Origin of the sequence: Janthinobacterium sp. CG_23.4, assembly GCF_029892305.1 — a bacterium.
Classification (GTDB): Bacteria; Pseudomonadota; Gammaproteobacteria; order Burkholderiales; family Burkholderiaceae_D; genus Janthinobacterium; species Janthinobacterium lividum_D.
On record NZ_JARXUX010000001.1, the window covers coordinates 4,427,349 to 4,451,826 of the forward strand.

Annotated in this window: 22 protein-coding genes; 10 read left to right on the plus strand and 12 right to left on the minus strand. The window is 60.7% G+C overall.

The genetic code is table 11. The annotated features are described in order from the left end of the window. Positions 1-10: 10 nt before the first annotated feature. Complete coding sequence (locus H4V96_RS19910) at positions 11-1,033, minus strand: ABC transporter substrate-binding protein (RefSeq protein WP_280721124.1); 1,023 nt, start codon at positions 1,031-1,033, stop codon at positions 11-13. Between the two features lie 57 nt (positions 1,034-1,090). Beyond that, positions 1,091-2,194: a porin gene (locus tag H4V96_RS19915; protein ID WP_196855705.1), complete on the minus strand. Its 1,104-nt coding sequence runs from the start codon at positions 2,192-2,194 to the stop codon at positions 1,091-1,093. Between the two features lie 244 nt (positions 2,195-2,438). Between H4V96_RS19915 and H4V96_RS19920 the strand changes: the two genes are divergently transcribed. Then, positions 2,439-3,356 (plus strand): LysR family transcriptional regulator, encoded by a 918-nt coding sequence (locus H4V96_RS19920; protein WP_010401793.1) that lies wholly within the window; start codon positions 2,439-2,441, stop codon positions 3,354-3,356. An 86-nt stretch (positions 3,357-3,442) separates the two neighbouring features. Here H4V96_RS19920 and rsmA read toward each other — a convergent pair whose 3' ends face one another. The 4 genes from rsmA to H4V96_RS19940 form a co-directional block, all read right to left on the minus strand. Continuing rightward, positions 3,443-4,222: a 16S rRNA (adenine(1518)-N(6)/adenine(1519)-N(6))-dimethyltransferase RsmA gene (gene rsmA / locus H4V96_RS19925; RefSeq protein WP_010401794.1), complete on the minus strand. Its 780-nt coding sequence runs from the start codon at positions 4,220-4,222 to the stop codon at positions 3,443-3,445. Positions 4,223-4,322: 100 nt separating this feature from the next. Further along, positions 4,323-5,378, minus strand: a complete 1,056-nt coding sequence (gene pdxA / locus H4V96_RS19930; protein ID WP_070346097.1) for a 4-hydroxythreonine-4-phosphate dehydrogenase PdxA — start codon at positions 5,376-5,378, stop codon at positions 4,323-4,325. Positions 5,379-5,397: 19 nt separating this feature from the next. Further along, entirely contained in the window at positions 5,398-6,816 is a 1,419-nt protein-coding gene (locus H4V96_RS19935) for a peptidylprolyl isomerase (protein ID WP_128089132.1), read from the minus strand. Positions 6,817-6,919: 103 nt separating this feature from the next. Further along, a complete protein-coding gene (locus H4V96_RS19940; protein ID WP_196855661.1) occupies positions 6,920-9,169 on the minus strand; it encodes an LPS-assembly protein LptD in 2,250 nt (749 codons plus the stop codon). A 99-nt stretch (positions 9,170-9,268) separates the two neighbouring features. On the opposite strand from H4V96_RS19940, the gene H4V96_RS19945 reads away from it, so the two are divergent. The 5 genes from H4V96_RS19945 (at position 9,269) to H4V96_RS19965 (ending at position 14,697) form a co-directional block, all read left to right on the plus strand. Then, a complete protein-coding gene (locus tag H4V96_RS19945; protein WP_010401802.1) occupies positions 9,269-10,336 on the plus strand; it encodes a phosphotransferase in 1,068 nt (355 codons plus the stop codon). A gap of 92 nt (positions 10,337-10,428) precedes the next feature. Then, on the plus strand, positions 10,429-11,148 hold the full coding sequence (gene murU, locus H4V96_RS19950; protein WP_196855662.1) for an N-acetylmuramate alpha-1-phosphate uridylyltransferase MurU: 720 nt from the start codon (positions 10,429-10,431) through the stop codon (positions 11,146-11,148). Further along, on the plus strand, positions 11,148-12,470 hold the full coding sequence (gene pepP / locus H4V96_RS19955) for a Xaa-Pro aminopeptidase (protein WP_196855706.1): 1,323 nt from the start codon (positions 11,148-11,150) through the stop codon (positions 12,468-12,470). The genes murU and pepP overlap by 1 nt, the downstream gene beginning before the upstream one ends. Before the next feature lie 9 nt (positions 12,471-12,479). After that, the gene (locus H4V96_RS19960; protein WP_196855663.1) at positions 12,480-13,622 is read left to right on the plus strand and encodes a UbiH/UbiF/VisC/COQ6 family ubiquinone biosynthesis hydroxylase; all 1,143 of its coding nucleotides are present in this window, start codon (positions 12,480-12,482) and stop codon (positions 13,620-13,622) included. Positions 13,623-13,743: 121 nt separating this feature from the next. Further along, the gene (locus H4V96_RS19965; RefSeq protein WP_196855664.1) at positions 13,744-14,697 is read left to right on the plus strand and encodes a sensor domain-containing diguanylate cyclase; all 954 of its coding nucleotides are present in this window, start codon (positions 13,744-13,746) and stop codon (positions 14,695-14,697) included. A gap of 62 nt (positions 14,698-14,759) precedes the next feature. On the opposite strand, the gene H4V96_RS19970 is transcribed toward H4V96_RS19965, so the two are convergent. The 3 genes from H4V96_RS19970 to H4V96_RS19980 are packed head-to-tail and all read right to left on the minus strand — an operon-like array spanning position 14,760 to position 17,674. Then, positions 14,760-16,214, minus strand: a complete 1,455-nt coding sequence (locus tag H4V96_RS19970) for an NAD(P)(+) transhydrogenase (Re/Si-specific) subunit beta (RefSeq protein WP_196855707.1) — start codon at positions 16,212-16,214, stop codon at positions 14,760-14,762. An 8-nt stretch (positions 16,215-16,222) separates the two neighbouring features. Continuing rightward, complete coding sequence (locus H4V96_RS19975; protein WP_010401815.1) at positions 16,223-16,537, minus strand: NAD(P) transhydrogenase subunit alpha; 315 nt, start codon at positions 16,535-16,537, stop codon at positions 16,223-16,225. A 24-nt stretch (positions 16,538-16,561) separates the two neighbouring features. Further along, complete coding sequence (locus tag H4V96_RS19980) at positions 16,562-17,674, minus strand: Re/Si-specific NAD(P)(+) transhydrogenase subunit alpha (RefSeq protein ID WP_010401816.1); 1,113 nt, start codon at positions 17,672-17,674, stop codon at positions 16,562-16,564. Between the two features lie 412 nt (positions 17,675-18,086). Here H4V96_RS19980 and H4V96_RS19985 point away from each other — a divergent pair, with 412 nt between their 5' ends. Beyond that, positions 18,087-18,566 carry an NUDIX hydrolase gene (locus H4V96_RS19985; RefSeq protein WP_010401817.1) on the plus strand — a complete coding sequence of 160 codons (480 nt, stop codon included), beginning with the start codon at positions 18,087-18,089 and terminating at the stop codon, positions 18,564-18,566. Between the two features lie 31 nt (positions 18,567-18,597). Next, positions 18,598-19,713 carry a tRNA 2-thiouridine(34) synthase MnmA gene (gene mnmA / locus H4V96_RS19990; protein ID WP_196855665.1) on the plus strand — a complete coding sequence of 372 codons (1,116 nt, stop codon included), beginning with the start codon at positions 18,598-18,600 and terminating at the stop codon, positions 19,711-19,713. 168 nt (positions 19,714-19,881) lie between these two features. Here the strand turns inward: mnmA and H4V96_RS19995 are convergent, their stop codons facing one another. From H4V96_RS19995 to H4V96_RS20005, 3 genes are all read right to left on the minus strand, one after another. Then, on the minus strand, positions 19,882-20,286 hold the full coding sequence (locus tag H4V96_RS19995) for a response regulator (protein WP_196855708.1): 405 nt from the start codon (positions 20,284-20,286) through the stop codon (positions 19,882-19,884). Between the two features lie 46 nt (positions 20,287-20,332). After that, complete coding sequence (locus H4V96_RS20000; protein ID WP_010401823.1) at positions 20,333-21,106, minus strand: 5'-3' exonuclease H3TH domain-containing protein; 774 nt, start codon at positions 21,104-21,106, stop codon at positions 20,333-20,335. Between the two features lie 216 nt (positions 21,107-21,322). Further along, complete coding sequence (locus tag H4V96_RS20005; RefSeq protein ID WP_280721125.1) at positions 21,323-21,994, minus strand: glutathione S-transferase; 672 nt, start codon at positions 21,992-21,994, stop codon at positions 21,323-21,325. A 166-nt stretch (positions 21,995-22,160) separates the two neighbouring features. On the opposite strand from H4V96_RS20005, the gene H4V96_RS20010 reads away from it, so the two are divergent. After that, positions 22,161-23,213 carry a YjgN family protein gene (locus H4V96_RS20010; RefSeq protein ID WP_196855668.1) on the plus strand — a complete coding sequence of 351 codons (1,053 nt, stop codon included), beginning with the start codon at positions 22,161-22,163 and terminating at the stop codon, positions 23,211-23,213. 2 nt (positions 23,214-23,215) lie between these two features. Beyond that, complete coding sequence (locus H4V96_RS20015; protein WP_196855669.1) at positions 23,216-24,226, plus strand: M48 family metallopeptidase; 1,011 nt, start codon at positions 23,216-23,218, stop codon at positions 24,224-24,226. Positions 24,227-24,478 lie beyond the last annotated feature (252 nt).

The window sequence follows — 24,478 nt, forward strand, 5'->3', positions numbered from 1 at the left end:
CTCGTCACCACTATTTGCTCATGGCCTTGTTCCACTGCGTCATCCAGCTGCTGCGCTGCTTGAGGGCGGTTTCCGGCTTGACGAACTTCAGCGAATTGATCTGCTCGGCGCCATAGGTATTAAATTGGGCGGCCGCCACCGACAGGCGCACGTCCTTGTTGACGGGCGAATCGACCAGGTTGGTCGCCAGCTGCGTCTGCACTTCCTTGGAGAGCCAGAAATCCATCAACTGATACGCCAGGTCCGCATTCTTCGAGCCAGCCACGATGCCCATGACGTTCATGCCGGCCGCCTGGCCTTCGGCCGGGATGCTCCATTTCAGGGGCAGGCCCGTCTTGAGCATTTGCGACCAGGTAAAGCGCGCCACGGGCGCGGCCCAGATTTCATCCTGGGCGAACAGGGCAGCGAGCTGCGCGCTGTTTTTCGAGAACGTGACGACGTTGCCCTTCATGCCGACGATCTTGGCAAAACCGGTCGCGTAGTCGTCGGTCTTGCCGCCCCAGGCCGCATCGGCCATGCGCAGCATCAAGGGACCCTGCGTGGTGCTCACGTCAGGGAAAGCCACGCGGCCCTTCAGCTCGGGGCGCCACAGGTCTTTCCAGGACGTCAGCGGGGCGATCTTGTCGCTGCGGTACACCAGGCCCACCGAGTACAAGGTGTAGCCGACGGCGTAGTTGCCGCCGATGGGGTTTTTCGCCACATCATACAAGGCTTTGTAATTGCTCAGCTTGGAGTAATCCATGGGCTCGATCACACCCTTTTGCGCCGCTTCCAGCATGCCGGAATCGGACAGCAGCACCAGGTCGATCACCGGGTTCTTGCTATGCACCACCAGCTTGGCGATGCGGTCCGCATTATTCCCCGTTTCCACCTTGATATCGCAAGCGCATTTGGCCTTGAACGGCTCGTACACATACTTCATGAACAAGGGCTGGGCAATCGGATAGGCCGAAATGACCAGCTCGCGTTTTTCCGCGTGGGCGGCGTTGGCCAGCAAGCCTAGGCTCAACGCCAACATGAGGTGCTTTTTCAAGATGCTTCCTTTCAGGGGACGGCGCTGCGGGACAGCACCGGTAAAGATGAATCAGACTCAGAAATAATGTCGCATGCCGACGATCAGCACACTTTGCGTCTTGCCGCCGGACGCGCCGAAGCCGAAGACGCGGGCAAAGGTCGCATCGCCGGCCGCTTTCTGATAGCTCCAGGTGACGGCAACGTCGGTGCGCTTGGAGAGGAAATAATCGGCCTGGAAGTTGAGCTGATGCCATTTCGGCGTCTTGTTGATGACGTCGTATTTTCCGCTGGTAAAGAAATACGACGCGCCCAGGTTCAGCGCCTGCGTCAGCTTATGGTTCACGTTCAGGTCCACGTTTTGCAGAGTCAGATTGCTTTGATCCAGGTAGTGGTAGCGCACGTTGGTGTACAGCGCGCCAAACTTGGTCCTGCCCACATGATAAAAGCCTCCCGTGCCGGCGATGGCCTGGCTGTCCACGCCGGCGCCCTTGACGGCGCTTTTATTGAAGATCAACAGGGAACTGCCGTAGTCGTTGCCGATGGCGCCATTCGGCGCATCGGGGCTATTCGGGTGATACATCTTGGTATAGGCGACGGCCCAGCTGAAGGCATCGACCTTATAGCCGGCGCCCATGCTGTAGACGCGGTTGCGGTGGGAATCTTCCGGGTTCTCGCTGAAACCGTACAAGCCCGTGAACGACAAGTTGCTGATGTTCGGGCTGACATACTTGACGGCATTTTGCACGCGCAAGTTGTTGTAGCCATTATCATTATCGCCGATGTGCACGCCGTTACTGGCGATGACCACCGGGCCCAGCAGATCCTTGACGGCTTCGTACTGGCGGCCCAGGGTCAGCGTTCCCTTGTCATCGCTCGACAGGCCCACATACGACTGGCGGCCGAACAAACGGCCGCTTTGCGCGGCCGTGCCCGTCATGACGTTAAAACCGTTTTCCAGCACGAAGACGGCCTTGCTGCCGTCGCCCAAGTCTTCCTGGCCGCGGAAACCGATGCGGGGATTTTGGTTCGTGCCGCTCAGCGCATGCGTACGGCTGCCAGTCCCCTCATCCGACACATAGCCGATACCGGCCGACAGCAAGCCATACACTTGCACGCTGCTTTGCGCTTGCGCCGCGCCCTGTACCGCCAGCAAGCCACCGAGCACCACCGTTCCCGTCATCCATTTGTTCATCGTCGCAGCCCTAAAAGAATACACCCTGAGTTTTTGGAATTATTTTGTGTCAGCGTCCCTTGCCTGGCGCACCGCCGCGAATGTCGCGAATGCAACTACCGCATGCCAGGCTCTGCTCCTGAATATTATTGCATTCAAGACAAGTAAGACCAGTCCAGAATATGGTAAATTGAGGGATAAGAAAATTTGTTTATTTTTATAAATCCATTACTTTTTTTAATAAGCCACGGCCATGCATGCGCTGAGCAAGAAGATTTCCTTACGACATTTGCAAGCATTTTCCACCCTAGCCCGTGTAAACAGCTTCAGCAAGGCCGCACAAGAATTGTGCGTGACCCAACCAGCGCTCAGCGCATCGATCAAGCTGCTGGAAAATCAGTTGGGAAAAAGGTTGTTTAATCGCACAACCCACCAGCTGGAATTGACGCGCGAAGGCAAGCTGGCGCTCGACTACGCCACGCATTTATTGAATACGGCAAGCAACACTTTTGCCGATATCCAACGCGCCATCGGCAGTGGCCGGCACCGCATCCGTATCGGCGCGATTCCGTCCGCCATGGCGATGACGGCCGTCGTGGTGGCGCACTACAACGAGCAGCATGGCGATGAAGTGGAAATCGTTCTGTCCGACATGCCCAATGACGGCTTGCTGCAGGCGCTGCATTCGGGCCAGCTGGACTTTTGCGTCGGTATCGAGGTGCCCGGTTCCATCTCGCTGGAAAGCGTGGGCTTGTTCGAAGACGAGCTGGTGCTGGTGACGGCGCGACGCCATGCACTGGCGCCGCTCAAGGAAGTGCGCTGGGAGCAACTGGCGGGACAGGAAATCGTCGTCTTTACCAAGGGCAGCATCTGGGAGTTCGCCTCGAGCGCGCTGCGCCAGCACGGCTTGAGCCCGTCGAGCCTATACCAAATGATACACAGCGAGTCGCTGTACGGCGTGGTGCGCGCCGGCATCGCCGTAGGCATCATGCCCAGCCTGTACACGACTTTCCTCAACGACGACGATCTGCATGTGGCGCCTTTGCGCCACCCCACCTGCAAGCGCAAGATCGCCTTGATGCGGCGCAATGAAATCAGCCGCAACCACCATGTCGACGACTGCTTTTCTGCCCTGCGGCAGGATTTGCAGCAGGTCGACCAGTGGTTTTGATTATCACCGCCGGGGTCAGCCCCCCACTCACGTCGACGCCTGCTCAGGCGCTAGTGGTGGAGAGGGTCTGACCCCAGCCTTGGCGATTACTGCGGTGCCTTGAGCAAATTGGCCAGCGCCACATACTGCTCCAGCCCCACGGTTTCCGGACGCTTGGTCGGGTCGATCCCGGCCGCCTTGATCTGCTCTTCCGTAAACATGCCGGCCAGGCAGTTGCGGATCACCTTGCGGCGCTGCGAGAAGGCCTTCATGACCACCGCTTCCAGGGTCGCCTGGTCGCAAGCCAGACGTTCGACCACGGGGATCATGCGCACGATGGCCGATTCCACTTTCGGCGGCGGGTCAAACGCCGTCGGTGGCACGATGAACAGGAGCGACATGGTATAGCGCCATTGCAGCATCACGGACAAACGGCCATACGCCTTGCTGCCCGGTTCTGCCACCATGCGTTCGACGACTTCCTTTTGCAGCATGAAGTGCTGGTCTTTCACCAGCGGCGCGAAGTCCGCCAGGTGGAACAGTAGCGGGCTGGAAATGTTATACGGCAAATTACCCACGATGCGCAGTTTCTGGCCGGCCGGCACGGGAATCTGCGCAAAATCAAACTTCAGCGCATCGCCCGAGTGGATCGTCAGCTTGGCCGGATTGAAGGTTTTTTCCAGGCGCACGATCAGGTCGCGGTCCAGCTCGACTACATGCATCTGTGTCAGGTGGCGCAGCAACTGCTCCGTCATGGCGCCCAGGCCGGGGCCAATTTCGACCATGGCATCGTCCGCCTGCGGCGCGATGGCTGCCGTGATGTCGTTGAGGACGAAGCGGTCATGCAGGAAGTTCTGGCCAAAGCGTTTGCGGGCAACGTGTTTCATCATGTGTTTTCTATCAATGCGGTAAAGCCGGCACAGGCCGGCGGGATCGGTTGAGCAAGCAGCGTCGGGTTACGCCGTGCCGGCTAACCCGACCTAAGCTCTATGCTCTGGTCGTGGTGCTGGCGCGCAGCATGTCGAGCGCCGTTTGCAGCGCTTGTTCCATGCTGTGGCAATCGGCCAGCCCCAGCCCTTGCGCGGCCAGGTCCAGCGCCGTGCCGTGGTCGACCGAGGTGCGGATCAGTGGCAAACCCAGGGTGATATTGATGCCGCGCCCGAAGGTCGCGTATTTCAGCACGGGCAAGCCCTGGTCATGGTACATGGCCAGCACGCAGTCGGCGTCGGCCAGGTATTTGTGTTGGAACAAGGTATCGGCCGGATACGGCCCCCGCGCATCGATGCCGCGCGCTTGCGCCGCGGCGATCGCCGGGATGATGACATCGATTTCCTCGCGTCCCAGATAACCGCCCTCGCCCGCATGCGGGTTCAGGCCGGTAAGCAAGATACGCGGCGCGGCGATGCCGAATTTCTGTTGCAAGTCCGCCTGGACGATATCGAGGGTGGCGGCCAGGCTATCCATGGTGATGGCAGCAGACACGTCCTTCAATGGCAGGTGCGTGGTAGCCAGTGCCACGCGCAGGGTCGGTTCGCCATGCCCGGGTTCGCCGGCCAGCATCATCACCACTTGCGCTGTGTTGGTTTTTTCTGCCAGGTATTCCGTATGACCGGAAAAGGCCACGCCGGCGTCGTTGATCGTGCTCTTTTGCAAGGGCGCAGTCACCATGGCGCCAAACCAGCCGGCGGCAATGCCTTCCAAGGCCGCGTCCAGAGTCGCGAGCACGGAGCGCCCATTTTCCTTGTCGAGCACGCCAGGGGTGACGTTATTGACGGTAGGAATGTCGATCACGGCCAGGCGGCCGGGGCCGAACTGCGGCAGGCCGCTGTTGCGCACGGCTTGCAGCGACAGCGCCGCCAGGCGGATCTCGGGGTCGATCAGGCTGGCCGTCAGCGCCAGGTAGGCCGCGTCACCGAGCAAGATGCAGTTGACCTCGTGCCGCCTGGCCCAGGCGGCGCGGATCGAGATTTCGGGGCCGACACCGGCCGGTTCGCCACAGGTAATCGCGATGGCCGGGCGGCGTGCTGGGGGCAAGTTACTCATGTGCAAATAGTGGGCAGCATTACTGGTCGTCCGCGCGGAATTCGACGTAAGCACGGTCGCGTACTTCGCGCGCCCAGTTTTCCGTCGCTTCTTCCAGCTTGCGTTCGCGCAAGGCGTTGCGCGCGGCGCTGCGCTGCTTCTCTTTCGAGACGTCGTCGCTCTTGCGTTCCAGCACTTCGATCAGATGCAAGCCAAAGCTCGATTCGATCGGCTCGCTCACTTGCCCCGGTTTCAGCGCATTCATCGCCGTTTCAAATTCAGGTACGGTGTCGCCCGGATACAGCCAGCCCAGGTCGCCGCCCTTGGCCGCCGAACCGTCATTCGAGAACAAACGCGCCAGGTCTTCGAACTTGGCGGCCTTGTTATCGAGACGCTCTTTTAATTCCGACAATTTGCGCTTGGCTTCGGCAGCCGACAAGGTCGGCGTAATTTTCAGCAAAATATGACGGGCACGCGTCTGCTGCACGGCAGCGACGGCTTGCGCCTCGGCTGCACTACGGCGATCCGTCAGTTTGAGGATGTGGAAGCCGCTGTTGCTCTTGATGATGGGCGTGATCTGGCCCGGCTTCAATTTCATCAACTGTTCCGTGAACAGGGGCGGCAAGCGGTCGCTCTGGCGCCAGCCGATATCGCCGCCGCTCAGTGCATCGCTAGCGTCCGAATAAGTGGCTGCCATCTTGGAAAAATCGGCGCCCGTGCGCAACTGGCGGCTGACTTCTTCGGCGCGCGCGCGGCGCGCGGCGATCTGTTCGGGGCTGGAGTTTTCCGGAATGCGCACGAGAATCTGCGCCAGGTTCAGCTCGACCTGTTCGCTGGCCGCCGCTTTTTCCGCTTCCAGGAAGTTATCCACTTCGGAATCGGAGATCTGGATCTTGGCGTCGACTTCATGCTCGCGCAAGCGCTGCATGATGATTTCATCACGGATTTCTTCGCGGAAGGCTGCAAACGGCGTGCCTTCTTTTTCCATCTGGTTGCGCAGCTCTTGCACCGTCATCTTTTGCTGTTCCGCAATACGACCGATCGCGCGGTCCAGGGTCAGGTCATCCACGCGCACGCCCATTTCCTTGGCCAGCTGCATCTGCGCGCGTTCAACAATCATGCGCTCCAGCAATTGACGACGCAGGTCGGCAGGATCAGGCAAAGGCACATTCTGCGCCTTCATGCGCTGCTGCACGCTCTTGATACGCGCCGCCACTTCATTGCGCGTAATCACATCGTCATTGACGACGACGGCGATGGAGTCGATGCTCTGGCCACTGCTCGAGGCGGGGGGCGTGAAGCCCTTGGCCGGTGCGGGTGCGGGTGCGACCACTGCGGCTGCGGCAGCGGCAGCGGGCTTGGCCGCAGGAGCTGGCGCAGCCTGTTGCGCCCAGACACTACTAGTCGTGGCGCCGGAAATGGCGCACAACAAAACCGTTGCAATTTTGAATTGGTGCATACTGGCATTACGCATAATGTGTAGAGCGCTCATGAGTTCAGGTGAATAAAAAAACCGGTTTGTGCCAGCGCCGGGAACACCGGCGGCGGCAACGGTGCCTATCTTAACGGAGTGGCTGGCTCAGTGTCTGGTAGCCAGGGATGGTTTTGGTAAAAGTTTCCAGGCCATTCGCTCCCAGGCCCAGGCCATTCGACAAGCCCGTCAATTCCAGCTGGAAGAAGATCGGCGTCGAGACAGTCTTGTTCGTCGTCACGAAACGCTGCGCGCCCATGCGGAACACCCAGCAGTCGCCCTTGTATTCCAGACCGACCAGGCTTTCCAGCATGCTACGGTCCTTCACGGAGTAACTGATGCGGCCCACGCTATACAGGCGGTCCGTCAACGGCCATTGCGTCGAGATCTCGACATTACGCAGGGCGTCGCGCTGAAAACGATTGCTAAAATTCAATACTTTCTTTGCACCGGGCTGATATTGCAAGGTGTACGAAGAGCTCATCAGGCGGCGGTCGCTGGGATTGTACTGCACCAGGCTATCCACGGTCCAAGTGTCGGACACGCGGCCCGTTGCGGCCAGCAAGATATCGGAACGCGACTGGTTAACCGGCGTGGCCGATGTGAGCTGCACGCGCTGGTCGGCAAAGTAGAAACGCTGGCCGAAGGTCAGGCGCATGCGCTCCGTGCCGTCCGTCTGCAGGAAGCGCGATACCAAGGCGGCAGTGACTTGATTGGCATCGCCGATGCGGTCGCTGCCGACGAAACGGTTTTCCGTGAAGATCTGTGTCAGGTTGAACGTCCCGGCGGCCGTATCGAAACTCGGGAACTGCGACTGGTCGCGGTACGGCGTGTAGACATAGAACAGGCGCGGCTCCAGGGTTTGCGTGCCGCCCTTGGCGCCAAACAGATGCGTATCGCGTTCGAACACCAGGCCGCTGTCGACCGAAAAGGTGGGCACGGCGCGCGTCAACGACGTATCCGGGAAAAGTGGCTTGCTCCCGGCATGGTTGTCGAGTTGGTACGCGCTGGCATTGAGCATCAGCTTGGGCGTGATGAAATAGCCAGGATGCAGGATGGGGAAACTCAGCTGCGGCACGGCCACGAGACGCGACCCTTGCACCTGTGTCGGGTGCGCGAAGCGCGTCGCTTCCGCATCGAAGGTCCAGTCGAAGCCGCCCCAGACGTCGTATTTGCCAGCGTGAAAGTTCAGCGCGGGCAAACGGTCATACGGCCGCGTCACGCTCAAGCTGGGATTATTGATGGCATCGGGATCTTGCAGCACCTGATAATTTTGCACGCGCGCCGTCAAGCTCCAGTCCTCGGTGCGGTAATCGGTGCGCAATTCGCGCAGCAACTGACGCTCGGTGGCGGTGGCGACGGTTTTCGAAAAATCGTTCGGGTAATTATTGTCGGACGCCTCACGCAGATCCCAGCTGTAAGTCCAGCCCTTGGCCAGCGCCTGCTCGTGCTTGGACTTGATCATGTAGCGATTGGACTTGGTTTGCTTGTCATTAGGCAAGAACTCAAACGACGTTACGCCCTGATACAGGCCTGCATCCGTCTCGCCCATGTAGCGGCCCGTTGCACCGAGCTGTATGCCGCGCCGCTGTATGTAGCGCGGGTACAACGTCAGGTCACGGTTCGGCGCGATGTTCAGGTAATACGGCATCAGCAGCTCGAAACCATTCTTCGAAGCAAAGCCCGGCGTAGGCGCCAGCCAGCCCGAGCGGCGCGCGCCCGACAAGGAAAACGAGATGCCCGGCGTGCCCAGGATCGGCACGTCCTTGAAATAGATGATGGTCTTGCTGCCGGTACCCACGTCGCGGCCCGTATCGAGGTTCAAGGTACTCGATTTCAAGTACCAGTCCGGATTCGGCCCTTCGCACGTGCTGTACGTGCCGTCGATGACATTGGCTTCATCGGGATTGATGAAGTCGATGCGCTCGGCCTTGCCCCGCCCGCCACCGGCGTCAAAGCGGTACGTCGGGTTGAGCAAGAAACCCTTGCCGGTCTCCATGTTCAGCTTCAAGACGTCACCGGTGTAGTAATCGCCGAAACGCCACATCTTGATATGGCCCTCGGCGTCGAACTGATCTTCAACTTGTTTGTAACAAGCTGTGTCGGCCGTCATTTTTGTGGTTTTTCCCCGCTCAATCACGACATTCTGATCGAGATTGATCTCCCTTTCGGGCCGTCCATTCATGCTGTTTGCCGTCATGACGGTGGGCGCGTCGGGATCTTCCACATGAACCGTACGCGGTGCTTTCTGGGCGTGAACGGGCACCGTCGTGGCGGCGACGAGCGCGCTGATGGCGAAAGCCCAGCGCTGCGAAGGGGGGGAGGCCGAAAACCAGCTCATGAATTGGAAGGGGCAAGCACCATTGAGAGGCGATTTTTTAATTTGAATCCCTTATTATATGGGAATCTGCATCATCAACCCGATTCCACAGGCCGCTTAATGTCATTCTCTTCCAATTCCTCCACCGCGCCGGCCCAGGCCGACGCTCGCCTGACCCTGTTGAAAGCCTGGTTAAGCTCGCTTAACCTCGTCGCGCCCGAGTCCGCCCGCCCCGCTTCCAGCGATGCCAGTTTCCGCCGCTACTACCGTTTTGATAAGCTGGCTGGCAATGCAACCTTGCCAGGCAGTACACTGATTGCCATGGATGCGCCGCCCGAGCGCGAAAACGTGGCGGCCTTCGTCAAGGTGGCCGGCTTGCTGAAAGGCGCCGGCGTGTCCGTGCCCGAGATCATCGCGCAAGACCTGGACAACGGCTTCCTGCTGCTTTCCGACCTGGGCACGAGCACGTATCTCGATGCACTCAATCACGACAACGCCAGCGTGCTGTATGCCGAAGCGCTCGAGTCGCTGATGAAAATTCAGCTGGCCAGCCAACCCGACGTGCTGCCCGAGTTCGACCGCGCCTTCATCCTGCGCGAAATGAACTTGTTCCCGGAATGGTTCATCGGCAAGCATCTGGGTGCAACCTTAACGGATGTGCAACAAACCCAGCTGGACAAAGTCTTCGAGGCCATCACGGCAAATATTTTGTCGCAACAACAAGTATTCATGCACCGCGACTACCATTCGCGCAACTTGATGCACATCAACGATGGTTCGATCGCCAATCCCGGCATCCTCGATTTCCAGGACGCCGTCTTCGGTCCTGTCACCTATGACATCGCCTCGCTGCTGCGCGACGCCTACATTCAGTGGGATGAAGAGCTGGTGCTCGACTGGGTCATCCGCTACTGGCAGCGCGCCAAGCAACTGGGTTTGCCAGTCAATCCCGACATCGACGCCTTCTACCGCGATTTCGAATTCACGGCCCTGCAACGCCACCTGAAAATGCTCGGCCTGTTTGTGCGCCTCAATTACCGCGATGGCAAGGATCTGTACATGGGCGACCTGCCAACCGTGCTCGACTACGTGCGCAAGACGGCCAACCGCTACACGGAACTCAAGCCGCTGGTGCGCCTGCTGGACGCGCTGGAAAACAAGACGCCGCAAGTCGGCTACACTTTCTGAGGACACCGGCCAAAAATCACTGCCGCCCGCTACGGTTTTGTCCGGTGTCGTAACTGCAAAAAAATTACTGAACAAATCAGAAAAGAATACCCATGAAAGCCATGATCTTTGCCGCAGGCCGCGGTGAACGGATGCGTCCGCTTACCGATACCTGTCCCAAACCGCTGCTGAAAGTGCGCGGCCGTCCGCTGATCGTCTGGCATGTGCTCAACCTGGTGCGCGCCGGCATCACGGACATCGTCATCAACCATTCCCACCTGGGCCATCTGATCGAGGAAACCCTGGGCGATGGCAGCGCGTATGGCGCGCGCATCGCGTATTCGCCAGAAAGCACGCCGCTCGAAACGGCGGGTGGCATCGCCCAGGCGCGCCACTTGCTGGGCGAGGAAGCGTTTCTCGCCATTTCAGGCGACATCTATTGCCCTTACTTTGATTTCAAGCAAGTACTCGATGTGCTGGCTGACAAAGATGTGCTGGGCGTGCCATATCCGGCCGACCAGCGCGACATCGCCTGGACTTATCTGGTGCCCAATCCCGACTTCCATCCGCAAGGCGACTTCGGCCTGACCTTGTTTGCGATCAACAATACCGACGACACCAAATGGACCTTCGCCAATATCGGCGTTTACCGTCCTGAAATGTTCGATGGCATCGCGCCGGGCAGCCACGCCAAGCTCGGCGATTTGCTGCGCCAGTATGCGGACCAGGGCCGCGTGGGTGGCGAAGTCTATACTGGCGAGTGGACCAATGTGGGCACCCCAAATCAACTCGATGCACTCAATGGCCTGGCGGCCAAGGTGGACGCCGCATGATGGCCAATTACGCGGCACGGCGCGCGGCGCTGATGGCGCAGATGCTGCCCGGTAGCGTGGCCATCCTCGCCACGGCGCCCGAAGTGGCGCGCAACAGCGATTGCGATTATCCGTATCGCCACGACAGCTATTTTTACTACCTCAGCGGTTTTACGGAACCCGACAGCGCCGTGGTGCTGCTGGCCGCCAGTGCCACGGCACCCGCGCGCGCCATCCTGTTTTGCCGCGCCAAAAACACAGAGCGCGAAATATGGGATGGCTTCCGCCATGGCCCCGATGCGGCGCGCGCCAGCTTCGGTTTTGACAGCGCCTTCCCCATCGAAGAACTTGACGTGGAAATGACGCGCGTGCTGGCCGACGCCACCGCCATCTACTATGCGCTGGGCGGCAGCCTCGATGCCCAGGTCAAGGTCTGGCTGCACAATGTACGCAAGAAGGCGCGCAGCGGCGTCACGGCGCCTGCCATCGCGCACGACATCAACGGCATGCTCGACGCCATGCGCTTGCTGAAAGACCCACAAGAACAAGGCCTGATGCGCCACGCGGCCGCCATCTCCAGCGCGGCCCACGTGCGCGCCATGCGCGCCACGCGGCCCGGCCTGCACGAATACGCGCTGGAAGCGGAACTGCTGTACGAATTTCGCCGCAACGGTGCACAATTTCCCGCGTATTCATCCATCGTGGCCAGCGGCGACAATGCCTGCACCCTGCATTACAGCGCCAACAACGCCGTCTTGAAAGAAGGCGAACTGGTGCTGATCGACGCCGGCTGCGAATACGCTGGCTACGCTTCCGACATCACGCGCACCTTGCCCGTCAACGGCCGATTCAGTCGTGCGCAGCAGGCGCTGTATGAGCTGGTACTGGCGGCGCAGCAGGCAGCACTGGAGATGGTGCGCCCCGGCTTGCCGCACAGCGCCATCCACGAGGCGGCGCTACAGGTGCTGGCACAGGGCATGCTGGATTTGAAACTGCTGGAGCGGGAAAAGTGCGGCAGCGTACAGGACGTCATCGCCGACCAGGCCTACCTGCCCTTCTACATGCATGGCACCAGCCACTGGCTGGGCATGGACGTACACGACGTGGGCGCCTACCGCGACACGGGAGCACCCGGCAAGCCATGGCGTGCTTTGGCACCGGGCATGGTGCTGACGGTGGAACCGGGCATCTATGTGCGCCCTGGCGCGGACGTACCGGAGCAATTCTGGCATACCGGCATCCGCATCGAGGACGATGTGCTGGTCACGCCGCAAGGCCATGAAGTCTTCAGCACGGCGCCCAAAAGCGTCGCTGAAATCGAACAACTGATGTCACAGGATTAAAGCCGCCGCATGCATACACCGTCCACTTTCGATCTCGCCATCTGTGGCGCCGGCCCTGTCGGCATGGCACTGGCCGCCCTGCTGGTGCAGCGGGGCGCGCGCGCCGCCGGCATCGCCCTGCTCGACGCCAAATCCATCGAGCAAGCCAGGCGCGACCCGCGCACCATCGCCCTGTCGCACGGCAGCCGCCAGATTCTCGAGGCCGCAGGCGCCTGGCCCGTCGCAGCGACGCCTATCCACCAGATTCACGTCTCGCGCCGCGGCCAGTTCGGACGCAGCCTGATGGACCGCGGCGAACATGGGGTTGAGGCGCTCGGCTATGTGGCGCGTTACGGCGCCGTCGTCAGCGCGCTGGCCGATGTATGCGAACGCCTGGGCGTGGCCAGCTTGCGCCCCGCCCAGGTAACGGGTAGCGCAGAGGATGCCGATGGCCTCAGCGTGCAAATAGAACAGGCCGGCGCCACATCGAGCTTGCGCGCCAGCCTGCTGGTACAGGCTGAGGGCGGTCTGTTCGGCCAGCAAGCGGAGCGCGCTGTCAGCCGCGATTATGGCCAAAGCGCCATCATTGCCCATGTGCGCGCCAGCGCTCCGATCGCCCATCGCGCCTATGAGCGCTTCACCGACGAAGGCCCGCTGGCGCTACTGCCGCAGGACGATGGCTACGCGCTGGTGTGGTGCGTAGCGCCGACGCGCGCAGAACAATTACTGGCCCTGGACGACGCGGCCTTCCTGGCGCGCCTGGGCGCCGCCTTCGGTAGCCGACTGGGACGCTTTACCCACACGACGGCGCGCCTGGCATATCGGCTGGGGCTGAACGCGCAGGCGGCCGGCACGGCGCGCACGGTTGCCATCGGTAATGCGGCGCAAACCCTGCACCCGGTGGCAGGGCAAGGCCTGAACCTGGGCTTGCGCGACGCCGCCGCGCTGGCCCGCGTGCTGGCACAGGACAGCAGGCCTGGCGCACTGGAACGCTACGCCAGCCTGCGCCAGGCAGACCGGGGGCTGACCGTGCGCGTGACCGACACCATGGCGCGCATTTTTACGGGCAGCGCTCCCGCGCAAGGCTTGCTGGGCCTGTCACTGGGCTTGCTCGATGCCATCAGCCCGGTGCGCAAAGGTCTGGCAGAACTGATGATGTACGGCCGGCGCTGAACCTCATTCATCGCTCAGCCACCCTGGAACGGGCGAAAAAGAAACAGGGAACCTATCGGGCATGGAGTAAACCGCCTGCGGGTGCGACAATGGCTGTCACCTGGATTTCAGAGACCGTTCCATGACAGAAGCTTTGCCCCCGGCACCGCCTGCCACGCTTCCCGAAGTACTTCTTTCCCGCCTGCTGGAAGACTCCCTTGACGCCGTGATCATCATCGATGAACATTGCCGCATCCGCTATATCAATGACGCCATGCAGGTGCTGTCGGGCTATGCCAGCGGAGAATTGCTGGGCCAGCCGCTGAACGGCCTGCTGCCTGACGCCTTCAGCACGCAGCACGACAACCACGTAATGAACTACATCCGCAACTCGTGTACCTCCAGCAAGCTGGGCAAGATACGCGAATTCGCCATCCGCCACCGCGACACGCAGATAATCCCTATCGAAATGAAGGCGCTGGACCTGGGCGTAGCCGACGGCATGCGCTATTTTGGCGCCCTCTTGCTCGATATGCGCGAACGGCGCGAAATGGCGGCAAAAAACGCCAGTCTGCTGGCACAACTGGAACAGCAGGCACTGCACGATGTGCTGACGTTGCTGCCCAACCGGCGCGCCTTTGAAGCCCAGGCCGAGCAAGCCATGGCGCGCGCAGCGCGCAGCGGCACCGCCCTGAGCGTGGGCGTGGCCGACCTCGATCACTTCAAGAAGGTCAACGACCGCTATGGCCATGCGGTCGGCGATGCCGTGCTGCGCACGGTAGCGCAAGCGCTGCGCGACACGGGCCGCATCACCGACGTAGTAGCGCGCCTCGGGGGCGAGGAATTCGGCCTGCTATTGCCCGATGCCAGCGTACAGCAGGCACAGCAGGTAGCCGAGCGCATCCGCACAGCGGTAGCTGCCGCTGTCACCCCCTTGCCAGATGGCAGCCAGTTGCAGGTAACCATCAGCATCGGCGTAGCCTCCTTGTCGGCTGGCGCCAGCCTGGACGCGGCCATGTCGGATGCCGACAAGGCCTTGTATATCGCCAAGCATCAGGGGCGCAATCAGGTCATCGCGGCAGCGGCCAAGGCATAAAGATGGCCCGCGCAGGCGGGCCATCTTCAGTCGCGCAAGATGCTATCTGACTCAACTTCCTCCTACTCAACCGCCTTGAGCATATCCTCGATCACCTTCTTGGCGTCGCCAAATACCATCATCGTGTTCGGCTGGTAGAACAGTTCATTGTCCAGGCCCGCATAGCCGGAAGCCATCGAACGCTTGTTGACGATGATGCTCTTGGCCTTGTAGGCTTCCAGAATCGGCATGCCGGCGATCGGCGATGTCGGGTCTTTCGCCGCCGGGTTGACCACGTCGTTCGCGCCCAGCACCAGCACCACGTCCGTCTGGCCGAATTCGCCGTTGATGTCTTCCATCTCGAAGACCTGGTCGTACGGCACTTCCGCTTCAGCCAGCAGCACGTTCATATGGCCCGGCATGCGACCCGCCACGGGGTGGATCGCATACTTGACGGTGACGCCCTTGTGCGTGAGCTTTTCCACCAGCTCCTTGAGCGAATGCTGTGCGCGCGCCACGGCCAGGCCGTAACCGGGCACGATGATGACAGTTTCCGCATTGCCCATGATGAAGGCGGCATCATCGGCCGAACCCGATTTCACGGGACGCTGCTCCTGCGCGCCGGCCACGCCTGCCACCGGCGCAGCGCCGCCAAAGCCACCGAGGATGACATTGAAGAACGAGCGGTTCATGGCCTTGCACATGATGTACGACAGGATCGCACCGGAGGAGCCCACGAGCGAGCCGGCGATGATCAGCATCGAGTTATTGAGCGAAAAACCGATGCCGGCTGCGGCCCAGCCGGAGTAACTGTTGAGCATCGACACCACCACCGGCATATCGGCGCCGCCGATGGGAATAATGATCAGTACACCCAGCGCAAAGGCGATGACGGCCATGACGATGAACGGCGTCCAGGCCGGCTCCACTGCGTCGGCGAAGCAGAACACCAGGCCCAGCGCAAGCATCACCAGCGCCAGCACCAGATTGAGCATGTGCTGGCCCTTGAAGCTGACAGGCGCCCCCTGGAACAGGCGGAACTTGTATTTGCCCGACAGCTTGCCAAAAGCGATCACCGAACCGGAGAACGTGATGGCGCCGACAAAGGTGCCGATGAACAGCTCGAAGCGGTTGCCGATGGGCAACGCCTGACCCTGCTGGGCGATATTGAAGGCCCATGGCTCGGACACGGCCGCCACGGCGATACACACGGCCGCCAGGCCGATCAGCGAATGCATGGCCGCCACCAGTTCCGGCATCTTCGTCATTTCCACGGTTTTTGCCAGGTAGGCACCGATGGCGCCGCCCGTGACGATGCCGATAATGACGAGGGTCAGCCCCATGCCGCCCGTTTGCTGTTCCTTCAGCTTGAGGATCAGCGCCACGGTGGTGACGGCGGCAATTGCCATGCCACTCATGCCAAAGGCATTGCCACGGCGCGCCGTCGAGGGCGACGACAGGCCTTTCAAGGCCTGGATGAAGCACACCGAGGCGATCAGGTACATCATCGTCACCAGGTTCATGGTGACGAAGCTCATGGCGTGACTCATTCTTTTGCTCCTTGCTTGGCCTTCGGTTCTTTTTTGCGGAACATCTCGAGCATGCGCTGCGTGACGAGGAAGCCGCCAAACACGTTGACGGCGGCCAGCGCCACGGCCAGGGTACCTGCCACCTGCGCCAGCGGACCTTGCGTCAGGCCGGCCGCCAGCATGGCGCCGACGATGATGATGGCGGAAATGGCATTGGTGACAGCCATCAGCGGCGTATGCAAGGCCGGCGTGACGGTCCAGACGACGTGGTAGCCGACATAGATGGCCAGCACGAAAATGATCAGGTTAATAATGGTGTGACTGATTTCCATGATGTTGTTCTCTCCGGCGCTGCATTATTTACGTAAGATTTCGCTGCCCGCGCACACCAGGCTGGCCTTGATGATTTCATCCTCGCGGTCGATCAGCAACTGGTCGCCCTTGTCGATGATGAGCTTTAAAAAGTCCAGCACGTTGCGCGCATACAGGGCCGAGGCATCGGCCGCCACCAGGGTCGCCAGGTTCGGCTCGCCCACGATGTAGACGCCATGCTTGAGCACCGTCTTGCCCAGTTCGGACAGGGGGCAGTTGCCGCCCTGCTCGACGGCCAGGTCGACGATGACGGAACCCGGCTTCATGGCTTTCACCGTTTCTTCCGAGATCAGCACGGGCGCGGCGCGGCCAGGGATCAGGGCCGTGGTGATAATGATGTCAGCCAGTTTCGCCCGTTCATGCACCAGTTCGGCCTGGCGCCGCATCCAGTCGGCCGGCATGGCGCGCGCATAGCCGCCCGAACCCTTGGCAATTTCTTTTTCTTCATCGGTCAGAAAGGGCACGTCGAGGAATTTCGCGCCCAGCGACTCGACCTGCTCCTTGACGGGCGGGCGCACATCGGACGCTTCGATGACGGCACCGAGGCGCTTGGCCGTGGCGATCGCCTGCAGGCCGGCCACGCCCACGCCCATGATCAGTACGCGCGCTGCCTTGACGGTGCCGGCCGCCGTCATCAGCATGGGCATGAAGCGCTGATAGGTATTGGCCGCCACCAGCACCGCCTTGTAGCCGGCGATATTCGCCTGCGAGGACAGCACGTCCATCGACTGCGCGCGCGTGATGCGCGGCACGGCCTCAAGCGCAAAGGCGGACAGGCCGGCCGTGGCCATGGCGGCGATATTGTCGGCGTCAAACGGGTTGAGCATGCCGATCAGCACGGTGCCGCTGGCCATCAAGGCCCGTTCAGCGGCATCGGGGGCGCGCACCTTAAGTACGATGGCGCAGCCATAGGCTTCCTGGGCGCTGCCGATCTGCGCACCGGCGGCGGCATACGCATCGTCGGGAATCGACGCTTGCAAGCCCGCTCCGGCCTGCACGACGATCTGATGCTTGGCGGCCAACTTCTTGACTGTCTCGGGCGTCGCTGCCACCCGCGTTTCACCAGGCCGTGTTTCGGCCGGTATGCCTATCCTCATGATGCCTCCGCTAATTAATAAACTGACTAGAATCTAACACGGAAAGCAGCGCGTTAAACGTTTATGAAGCAGCAACTTTTAGTTGTACGATACTAATTTCACCAGCATCCCCCAATTCGTTTCACCATGCGGCGCGGCGACCATATTGTGGGAAAAGTGTATCAATATCACCACAGTCTGGCGTGCGTGCATGCTTGTTTTGACCACGCGGAAAGCCTATATTAGCGGGCGTTTCCTGCCATCTTGCCGACTCAGCCCCCATGCTAGTGCGCGCCCCGGGAAAGACGTAAGTACCTCCCACCGCTGTTGACTAAAACGTTGTCATTTATCAATATCTCCGCGCAACAGAAGGCACGGTTCCAACTGCGCGCGCAGAACAAGATAAAATGTCGGCTCTTTCAAGGATGGAATCATGCCGAGAATCTGGAAACCCTCTGTCACCGTTGCCGCCATCGTCGAGCGCGACGGCCTGTTTTTATTGATTGAAGAAGAGACCAGCGAAGGCATCAAGCTCAATCAGCCGGCCGGTCACCTCGACCCGTTCGAGTCGCTGGAGCAGGCGGTGATCCGCGAAACGCTGGAAGAAGCGGCCTACGATTTCATCCCCACGGCACTGGTCGGCATGTATATGTCGCGCTATCAGTCACTGCGCACGGGCGAAGACGTGACCTATTTGCGCTTCACCTTTTGCGGCACGGCCGGCGCCGAGCATGACCGCCCGCTGGACGAAGGCATCATCCGCACCCTGTGGATGACGCGCGACGAACTGGCGGCATGCCAGGAACGCCACCGCAGCCCTCTGGTGCTGCAGTGCGTGGACGAATACCTGGCTGGCCGGCGCGCACCGCTGGCCCTGCTGCACACGCATGCGTCTGTCTTTAACAGCGCATAGCAACATTATCTAAAGTACACTGGAAAGCAAGATGAGCAAGAAGAAAGTCGTTATCGGCATGTCCGGCGGGGTCGATTCCTCGGTTGCCGCATGGATGCTGAAGGAACAAGGCTATGAAGTCATCGGCCTGTTCATGAAAAACTGGGAAGATGACGACGATTCGGAGTATTGCTCCACGCGCCAGGACTGGATCGATGCGGCCAGCGTGGCCGATGTCATCGGCGTCGATATCGAAGCCGTCAATTTCGCCTCCGAATACAAGGACCGCGTGTTCGCCGATTTCTTACGCGAGTACCAGGCCGGCCGCACGCCGAATCCGGACGTGCTGTGCAACGCCGAAATCAAATTCAAGGCTTTTCTTGACCACGCCATGACCCTGGGCGCCGACCTGATCGCCACCGGCCATTACGCGCGCGTGCGCCAGGCGCCCCAGGATGCCGGCCGCTATGAGCTGCTCAAGGCAGTCGACGCCAGCAAGGACCAAAGCTACTTCCTGCACCGGCTGAACCAGGCGCAATTGTCGAAGACCCTGTTTCCGCTCGGTGAAATCCCGAAGACGCAAGTGCGCAAGATCGCCGAACAACTGGCACTGCCGAACGCGCAAAAGAAAGATTCGACCGGCATCTGTTTTATTGGCGAGCGCCCGTTCCGCGAATTTTTGAACCGCTACCTGTCCTACCAGCCGGGCCCCATGAAAACGGCCGACGGCAAGACAGTGGGCGAGCACGTGGGCCTGAGTTTTTATACGCTGGGCCAGCGCAAGGGCATCGGCATCGGCGGCGTGAAGTCGTACCAGAATGCCGATGGCAGCAGCGACGCCTGGTATGTGGCGCGCAAGGATATCGCCAACAACACCCTGTGGGTGGTGCAGGGCCATGACCATCCGTGGCTGCTGTCGCCCGCCTTGACGGCGGACCAGGCCAGCTGGGTCGCCGGCACCGCGCCACAGGCAGGCGCCCTGTCCGCCAAGACGCGCTACCGCCAGGCCGACGTGGCTTGCCAGCTATTGCCGGATGGAAATGAACACTTCAGCCTGGCGTTTGACCAGGCGCAATGGGCCGTCACGCCGGGCCAGTCGGCCGTGCTGTATGACGGCGATGTGTGCCTCGGTGGTGGCATTATCGCCAGCGCGACGGGCCTGACCTGAAGTTAGTTTGGCTAGTATATTTTTACCAATCCAACTCAATAACAACGCCTGAGAAAATCGTAGCGAGCGGCAGTGAGTTGTGGCCGAGAAGCGCAACTGTACTTTAGTACGGGGGCGCCAAGCCAGTGAGCATCGCCGGCCGCAAATCGCGACGCGCAGTAGATTTTATCAAGTGTCTTTTACAGCGGCGGCCAGCGCCTGCTGCTTGCGCACCATGGCAATGACCGTGTTGCGCACGGTTTTCAACACGGTGTCGGCCATGAAGGGCTTGACGATGAAACCCGACACGCCCATCGCATGGGCCGCCTGCAGCGAGGCGGCGTCAATGCCGCCCGAGACCATGAAAATGAGCGTCTTCGGATACTGGGCGCGGATGGTTTGCACCACATTGCTCCCGTCTTCCACCTGCTCGCGCGCGATGCAGACGAAATGCGGGTGGTGCTTGACCAACAGCGCCAGTCCCAGCGCACTGGTATGCGTCTGCCCGCAGACATCGTAGCCGCCATCGGTCAGGACCGTGTTCAGCAGGCCGCGCGCCACGGCGCTGCTATCGATCAGGACTGTTTTTAACATCATGATTTACTTCCCTTGCTTGATTGTTCTTGTCTTGCGCCGTGCCTTACTTTTCCCACACCAGCTTGTTCCAGGTCACGCCTAAAGTCACGTCCGTCTTGAGCGCGACTAACTTTCTTGAAAGATACAGTATTTCCCGCTCTTTTCGCAGGCTTTCGCCCAGCGCACCGGGCAAAATCCCCGCGCCGGCCATCACGGCGTCGATATTGCCGTAGGCGCGCAACAGTTTCGCGCCCGTTTTCAGGCCAATCTTCGACACGCCGGGGATGCTGTCGGTGACGTCGCCCATCAGCGCCAGCAGGTCGGGCAGCAGTTCCGGCGGCACGCCGAACTTTTTCTCGACCCAGGCGCGGTCGTGCCAGATACCCTTGAAATGATCCCACACCAGCGCGCCGTGGGCGATCAAGCCATGTAAATCCTTGTCCGTGGTGGCGATGACGGCCGCGCCGCGCCCTTCTTGCAGCCAGCGCATGACGGCAGTACCGATCACGTCGTCGGCCTCGACTCCGGCAATACTCACGACATTTAGGCCGAAGCTGGCCAGGGTGGCATAGAAGCCGGGCAAGGCGTCGCGCAGCACCTGTGGCATGGGCTGACGCCCCTCGCGGTAACCGGCATACAGAGCGTGGCGCCAGGTGTTGCCGCCAAAATCGAAGGCCGGCAGGATATGCGTCGGCTCATGATCATTGATGAGGGTGCGCAACGACGACAACGCATGGCGCAGCGCGATTTCCGCCTTCAGGTCGGAATCGGGTTCAGGACTGGCTTCGTAGACGCGGCGTACGATATTCAAGCCGTCGATAGCGAGGAGTCTGGCCATACGATAAGTAGATGCTGATTGAATCGGGCATTTTACCGTATGACACAAGCACGATTGCCAGCCAATTCCGCTTGGCAGGTTTTACGCGGCGTAACAACGCCTAACAAAACCGTCGCGAGCGCAAGTCAATTGCGGCTAAGGAGCGCAACCGTACTCAAGTACGGTGAGCATCGCAGGCCGCAAGTGGCGACGCGCAGTAGGTTTGCTTAGGCGTTCTCATTTGGCAAAATCGTAGGGTCCGCCACGTTCGAGCGCCCGCTGGTAGGCCGGGCGCGCGTGGATGCGCTGCAGGAATGCCGTCAACTTTGGCAGTCGCTCATCGAGTCCGCCGCGCATGGCGGCCGCTTCCAGCGGAAAGCTCATCTGGATGTCGGCCGCCGTGAATTCATTGCCGGCAAACCATTTGGCGCTTTCCAGCTGCGCTTCCATGTAGGCCAGTTGGCTGTTGAGATTAGGCATGATGAAGCTACTCTTGACCTTGCTGGCGATGCCGCGCGCGATCGGCTTGACGAAAAATGGCATGGGCGACGATTCGACCTTGTCGAATACCAGTTTCATCAGCAGCGGCGGCATGGCCGAGCCTTCCGCGAAATGCAGCCAGTAGGTCCAGCGCAGCTTCTCCGGCGTGCCCGCCGCCGGTATCAAGCGGCCATTGCCGTAGCGTTCGACCAGGTACTCGATGATGGCGCCCGATTCGGCGATCGTGTTGACGCCATCGGTGATCACGGGCGACTTGCCCAGGGGATGGACGGCTTTTAAAGAAGCCGGCGCCAGCATGGTTTTCGGATCACGCTGATAGCGCTTGACCTCGTAGTCGAGGCCCAGCTCCTCGAGCAGCCAGAGTACGCGCTGCGAGCGCGAATTGTTCAAATGGTGGACGACGATCATGGTTTTTCCCGTTAGGCGGTGGTTGAGTTCTAGTATAGCCGGGACGGGAAAATCGCGGTGGCGCGGGCGGCAGAGCAAACTAAATTGCAAAAAACAATATTTTTAATTGATAACTTCTCAATCTTGCCTTATCTTGTTTTGTTTCCAATAAGCAAGGAAGCTCTCTGTGGATTTCGACACAAACAACAACACGCCGCAACGCGCAGCCATTACCTTCAGCGCCACCGGCAGCGAATACTTCCGCATCTGGATCGTCAACCTGCTGCTGAGCATCGTTACCCTCGGCATTTACTCGGCCTGGGCCAAGGTGCGCCGCAACCGCTACTTCTATTCCAGCACCCACCTGGCCGGCAGCAGCTTCGAATACCATGGCAATGCACTCGCCATTCTGAAGGGCCGTATCGCGGCCCTGGTCCTGATCGGCGGCTACAACCTCGCCTTCCAGATCTCGCCCGTCGTGGGCTTGGTCATGCTCGTACTGATGATGGCCGTCATGCCATGGCTGGTCTGGAAAAGTCTGCAATTCAAGCTCTACAACACCAGCTACCGGGGCATACGCTTCGGTTTCGGCGGCAGCGCCAAGGAAGCTTACACATACTTCCTGTGGCTACCCATCCTCAATACCTTCACCCTGGGCTTGATGACGCCTTTCCTGCACCAGCGCCTGAAGCGCTTCCAGCATACGCATAGCCGCTTCGGCACCCGCAACTTCAGCTTTGACGCCAGCGTCGGCAGCTTCTACAAGACCTATCTGCTGTTCTTCGCCCTGCTGCTGGCCGGTTTCCTGGTACTGATCTTTGTCGTCTTCGCCAGTGTCTTCGCCGCCTTCAGCGCCAATGCCAATGACGTCACCAAGGCTGGCAGCATCTTTGGCGCCGTGGCCGCCCTGTATGCCTGGGCCTTCATCGTGCTGCCACTGTTCCTCACCATGATCCAGAACCTGATCTGGAACCACACGCGTTTGCAGCAGCACCAGTTCCAGTCGCAGCTGACATGGGGCCGCACCACCTTCATCATGCTGACCAACTTGCTGGGCATCGTCGTCACCCTGGGCCTGTTTTCGCCATTCGCCCATGTACGCTGGCTGAAATACCGGCTGGAAGCGACTTCCATGCTGGTGTACGGCAGCCTCGATGCCTTTGTCACAGCCACCGGAGAGCAGGTATCTGCCACTGGCGAAGGCATGGTCGACCTGCTGGACTTCGACCTGTCGCTGTAAGCATGGACGCCAACACGCAAGCGAACCACGCGCCCCTGGCCGCCCGCTATTTCGACGGCCAGAGTTCGCGCCTGTACCACGTGACACTGTCCGTGCGCGATGGCGTGGCCGTGCTGGCGGGCGACGTCGAGCGCAGCTGCCCGCTAGGCGAGCTGCATGTGTCCGAACGCAGCAGCCACGCCGTGCGCAAGGTCAGCTTTCCCGACGGCGCCTATCTGGAAATCGCCGACCAGACGGCCTTCAACGCATTGCTGCACGACACGCACCACCGCGACGGCTGGGTGGTGCGGCTGCAGCAAAGCTGGCGCGGCGCCCTGCTGGCCACGGTGGCCACCGTGCTGGCGCTGTGGCTCAGCTATCAGTACCTGCTGCCGGTCGTGGCGAAAGGCATCGCCTATGCGATTCCCCAGTCCGTCGAGCGCCAGCTGGGCCAGGGCGTGCTCGATATCCTCGACCAGCACGTGTTTGCCGCGAGCAAGCTCGATACGGCACGCCAGCAAGCCTTGCGCAGCCAGTTCGCGCGCCTGTCCACGCCCGGCGACAGCACGCCCGAGCACCGCATCGTTTTCCGCAAGAGCAAGATCGGTCCGAACGCGTTTGCCCTGCCGTCGGGCGATATCGTGCTGACCGATGACATGGTGGAACTGCTGCCGGACGATGTCGCCATCATGGGCGTGCTGGCGCATGAGCTGGGCCATTTGCAGCAGCGCCACCTGACGCGGCGCATCATCCAGACCTCGGCCGTGGGCGCCGGTGCGGCACTGCTGTTTGGCGACGTGTCGACGCTGGTGGCAACCGTGCCGCCGCTGCTGCTGGACTTGAAGTATTCACGCGACGTCGAACGCGACGCGGACGACTACGCCATTACCATGCTGCGCCAGAACGGCATAGCGCTGGAACACCTGGCGCAAGTCTTTGTCGCCTTGGGCAAGCTGGAACAGGGCACGCCTTACCTGTCGAGCCATCCGGCCAGCGCCGAACGGATCGAACGCATCCGCGCCGCACAGCGTTGAAGCCGCGCGGCGTCCAGCGGGCGCCGCGTTTTTTCCGCCATCACCTTACGCAAATCAAAGGTAGCCTCGACCTTATCATTCCGACTTCACCGCAGTGCCCATGCGCCCAATACCCTTTCGCTAGCTGACCTTCATTGCCACGGCCGCCATCTTTGCCCTGTGCCGGGCTTACTATGCATATTAATGACGATCCCCGCTGGCCGGTGCGCTGCCTGCAGTCGCAAAGCTGTCGCACGCAACTGCCGCCCGTAT